Annotated in this window: 4 protein-coding genes and 1 pseudogene; 2 read left to right on the forward strand and 3 right to left on the reverse strand. The window is 58.9% G+C overall.

Going from position 1 to position 4,430, the window contains the following annotated elements:
• Positions 1-370: pseudogene (locus AABE20_RS08555) on the reverse strand (hypothetical protein); the annotation flags it as partial.
• 120 nt (positions 371-490) lie between these two features.
• On the reverse strand, positions 491-1,189 hold the full coding sequence (locus AABE20_RS08560; RefSeq protein ID WP_338332678.1) for an energy transducer TonB: 699 nt from the start codon (positions 1,187-1,189) through the stop codon (positions 491-493).
• A 773-nt stretch (positions 1,190-1,962) separates the two neighbouring features.
• Between AABE20_RS08560 and trhO the strand changes: the two genes are divergently transcribed.
• Both trhO and AABE20_RS08570 read left to right on the forward strand, forming a co-directional pair.
• The gene (gene trhO / locus AABE20_RS08565; RefSeq protein ID WP_338332681.1) at positions 1,963-2,979 is read left to right on the forward strand and encodes an oxygen-dependent tRNA uridine(34) hydroxylase TrhO; all 1,017 of its coding nucleotides are present in this window, start codon (positions 1,963-1,965) and stop codon (positions 2,977-2,979) included.
• 142 nt (positions 2,980-3,121) lie between these two features.
• Positions 3,122-3,649 (forward strand): hypothetical protein, encoded by a 528-nt coding sequence (locus tag AABE20_RS08570; protein WP_338332679.1) that lies wholly within the window; start codon positions 3,122-3,124, stop codon positions 3,647-3,649.
• A gap of 75 nt (positions 3,650-3,724) precedes the next feature.
• On the opposite strand, the gene AABE20_RS08575 is transcribed toward AABE20_RS08570, so the two are convergent.
• On the reverse strand, positions 3,725-4,114 hold the full coding sequence (locus AABE20_RS08575) for a tautomerase family protein (RefSeq protein ID WP_338332680.1): 390 nt from the start codon (positions 4,112-4,114) through the stop codon (positions 3,725-3,727).
• Positions 4,115-4,430: the final 316 nt, after the last annotated feature.

Genomic DNA, 4,430 nt, shown 5'->3' on the forward strand with positions numbered 1-4,430 from the left:
GGGCGGACAGGCCGTAGGGGTTGGCGTCATCCTTGGCGTCTGCGGCTGGAGCCGGGGCTTCTGCTGCTGCGGCGGCTGCGGGGGTCGGGGCCGTTGTGCCATCGGTGGGGGCCGGGGTTGTGGCGGCATCCGGGGCGGCGGGGGTTGCCGGGCCGGGGGCAGGTGCAACAGCGCCTTCAGCCGGGGTCGTGGCCGCTGGAGCCGCAGCCGGAGCAGCAGCACCTTCGACCGGGGCAGCCGGAGCCGGAGCCGTGGCGGCGGGGGCGGCTGCATCCTGCGCAAAGGCGGCCACGGGGGCTGCCGTGCTCATCAGCAGCGCAAGAGCCGGAGCGGCAAGACCTGACACAAAAGAACGGGGCAGTCTGCTCATTTTACTCAAGATCCTCATCCAAAAGCCCGGACCCATAATCCCCTGCCGGAGTGGACCGGGCGGTCCGTATTGCTGTGTTATCCAGGGTGGCCCGGTCTGGACCGGGCCGTCTGCTCTGCGTCAGTCATCCAACCGGAAGCGGATGACATACGTTTTGTTCAATTCCCGCACAGGCACACCGTTGCGGCTTGCTGGCCGGTAGCGGGCCTTGTGCACGTAATCCAGCGCGGCCTGCGCAAATGCCTGACCACCCGTAACCGACTGCACGCGGCAGTTGCTGGTCATGCCCGTTGTTTCCACATCGCACACAACGGTTACGCGGCCTTCAATGTTGTCTTCCTCCATTTCTGGCGGGTAGACGGGGCGCACGCTGTTCAGCGGCGATGTGCCTGCCGTTGTGTCCGGCGAGTCATTGGGCGGCGTGTCCGCTGGTGGCGCCTTGGCGGTCTGTGTGGGTGGCGCCACAGGCTGCTTGGGCGGTGTACGGGCCACGTGCTTCATGGGTGGTTTGGGGGGCGGTGGCACCTCGATCTTTGGCGGCGGAATGAACGGCGGCGGCGGCACGGTCATAACCGGCGGCGGTGGTGGAGGCGGCGGCGGAGGGGGTGGCGGCGGAGGCGGCGGCAGAACCCGCGTCTGGATAGGAGGATGCACCGGCGGAGGCGGGCTTTCGCCATTACCCATCCCGCGGATCAAGCCCCACACGCCAAGAATGTGCAGTAAAAGAACAACAATAAAAGCACTAGCTACAACAGCAGTACCGACCTCCAGATCATACCGTTGAGCTTTCTTCTTTTGCTGTTCAGGCTCATTTGTCATGTCAGTTCTTCTTTATCATAACCAGCCACAAGCATGATCTGCCTCTCTTTTTACTTATGAACCAGCAGAAAGCAGGGTGTGTTCCCACGTCCATTCCCAGCACGGTATGCTGGCGTGGCATGTTGCGCGGCCAGAAACCCAGCCTGCCCGACTGTGGGCGATGAGAGGAAACCCCCATTTGAACAGGGGGAGGTGCCAGAAAACAAAAAAGCTGAACAGTAAGGCGTCTTTTTCATAAGCACACATCCTTCCAGGGCCTTGCAAACCCGGGCATGCTAGAGGTTATCAAATGCTGAAGTCCGCACTATCTGGTTCCGAACATGGAACAAATCAGAGCGTGCAAACCGCGCGATCATGCTGCCTTTCCTCGCAAACGCACTTATTCCCATTATGAAAAACGGTTAGTGCTGAATGGAATAAACTACTCATTACAGTGTCAGAATAAGGACAGGGTTTGGACGCTGTCAACATCATTCCGCATTCGTTATATATTGAATTGTGCCATATAACGGCATATTCCCCTTTATTTGTTCAGTACTACAAAAAAGATAGATTTGCGTATCCGGCCAAGCCCGTCTGCTGGGCAAAAGAGGGTGTTAAAAACACTTGTCGGGTAGGGAAGTGGCCAGCTAAAGCAGGAGCCAGCCTGTCAGGCTGTTTGCTGCATTACGCCAGCACGGCGCACTGGCAGGGCCGGACCGCCTTCTTCCTTGCAAGGAACATACGCCGTGACTGCCTGTTCTGCCCCACCCGCCACTGAAAACCCCGCCAATATGCCCATCTGCGTGGCTGCGCTGTATCGTTTTACAGGGTTTGAAGACCCCGCCGCCATACGTGGCCCGCTGCTGCACACATGCAACCAGAACGGCGTAAAGGGTATTCTGCTGCTGGCCGGGGAAGGCATTAACGGGACCATAGCAGGCAGCGATGCAGGCATAGAGGCCGTATTGGCCCATATTCGCCAGTTGCCCGGCTGCGCGGATATTGTGGTCAAGTTCTCCCGCGCGCCATCCATGCCATTTTTGCGCATGAAAGTCCGCCTGAAAAAAGAAATTGTGACAATGGGGATAGAAGGCACAGACCCCAACCACATTGTTGGCACCTACATTGCCCCCAAGGACTGGAACGCCCTGCTCCAGCACCCGGACACCATCCTGATCGACACCCGCAATGATTATGAAGTTGCTGTCGGTACGTTTGAGGGAGCGGTTGACCCCAAAATAAAAACTTTCCGCGAGTTCCCCGAATGGTTCCGCCAACAACGCGCCCAGTTGGAAGCGCAGGGGCGTAAACCCCGTGTGGCCATGTTCTGCACGGGCGGTATCCGCTGCGAAAAATCCACCGCCTTTGCCAAGGCGGAAGGGCTGGACGATGTGTACCACCTTGAGGGCGGCATTCTCAAATATCTGGAGACCATTCCGCAGGAGGAAAGCCTGTGGCGTGGTGAATGCTTTGTGTTTGACCAGCGCGTAACAGTTGGCCACGGCCTAAAGCCCGGTAACCTGGAACTGTGCCACGCCTGCCGGGCGCCACTCTCCCCCCAGGACAAAGCCTCAGACCAGTACGAAGCCGGGGTAAGCTGCCCGCATTGCCATGGAGCGCAAAGTGAGCGTAACCGTGCCCGCCATGCCGAGCGTGAGCGGCAGACCCAACTGGCGGCAGAACGGGGGGAAGCCCACCTTGGCATGAACATGGCACAGGAGCGCGCCCGCAAACGCAAACTGCGGGAAGAAGAAATCCAGCGCCAGCAGACCCTGCGCCAGAGTGTGCTGGACCGCCTGCGCGATTAACGCCCAGCCCCGTAACAGACCCACCCACACAATGCACCGTATGGGTGGGTAAAAGGGGTAGCCAACAGACTGACCCCTGATCTATATCAAGCGCGCGAAAACCGTTCGCGCACACAAGCGGCACATATTGCCGGGGACATGGATGAACTTACATTGCGCATGGTGCGAGCGGGACATGCTCAATACAACCCATGCCCCTTATTGCTGTGCGCGCTGCGAAAAAAAAGCCAACAAAGCACTGGCCGCCATTAACGCGCCCCAAACCGCACTCCAGCGGGAAAACCGTATTATCCGTGGCATTCTGGTCAGTCTGGTGGCCGTCATTACCGTCACACTCGGCCTGCGGATTCTGGCTGGCTCCCCTCCACCGCCGGATAATATTATGGTGGCGCAGTTCGCGCCCTCCGCCCTGACGGACCGGAACACCGCCCCTTACAAAGCAGGGCAGACTGCACGCATACAATGGAACCGCTGGTTGGGCGGGCAGCACGGAGACCGCCGCAAAGGCGCAATTTACTGGCTCAATGCCGTAGCAGGCCAACATGCCAGACAGTGTGATGGCACGGTAGAATTTGCACTGGGCTGCTTTGACGCCCACCGGCACATGGACAGGATTGAAGCGCAGTTTGCCATTAGCCCAGCCTTCCGCGCCGGGTGGGACAACCCGTAACACACCGCCCCAGATCGGGGGGGAGGCATTGCCCGCACCAACCAGCCCCACGGAACGCCTATGCGCCGCTCTGCCTTACAGTTCGCCAGTTACAAACTGGGCACGGCCCAGACCAAAGCTCCAGTGTTCATCCGCGTTCTGCACAATGGAAACCACAAGGTCTGAAGGCTGGAGGCCGCACCGCTCCTGCAATCGCTCTGCCAGAAGCTTGTAAAACGCGGTAATCTGCTCCTTGGAGCGGGGGCGCGATGTGATTTGCAGCAACACGACCTGATTGGTCCGGGGAATGCCCAAGCCGGTATCTTCAATAACCATATGAGCCGGATCATGCTCGGAAACAATTTGGTAGCGGTCGCGCGCTGGCACCTTGAACGCCTCTAGCATGGCCTCGTGTGCTGTATCGAGCAATGCACGAATTTCTTCAGGCTTACGCCCTTTGACAACATGGAAATGAAGAAGTGGCATGGAATATCCCTGCGTTGACTTGGCTGGTTATAGAACGAGTTTTTCAACCAATGGTTTCAGGTGCATGCCTGCACAACACCACGCCTCATCCCGCCTGCCCAATCAACAAACCGGGACTGGCCCGGCAAGTAGCGCCCAATGGAGGCAGCCACAGCAGATGTTGAAGGCCGGAAACAAGGCCATTCCAAAACTGGACGAAAACACCGCAGCCATGGACGCCCCAACACCTGACACCAAGCACCAAGCACCAAGCACCAAGCACCAAGCACCAAGCACCAAGCACCAAGCACCAAGCACCAAGCACCAAGCACCAAGC

The sequence above is a fragment of the Acetobacter zythi genome, assembly GCF_963921165.1.
Lineage (GTDB): Bacteria > Pseudomonadota > Alphaproteobacteria > Acetobacterales > Acetobacteraceae > Acetobacter.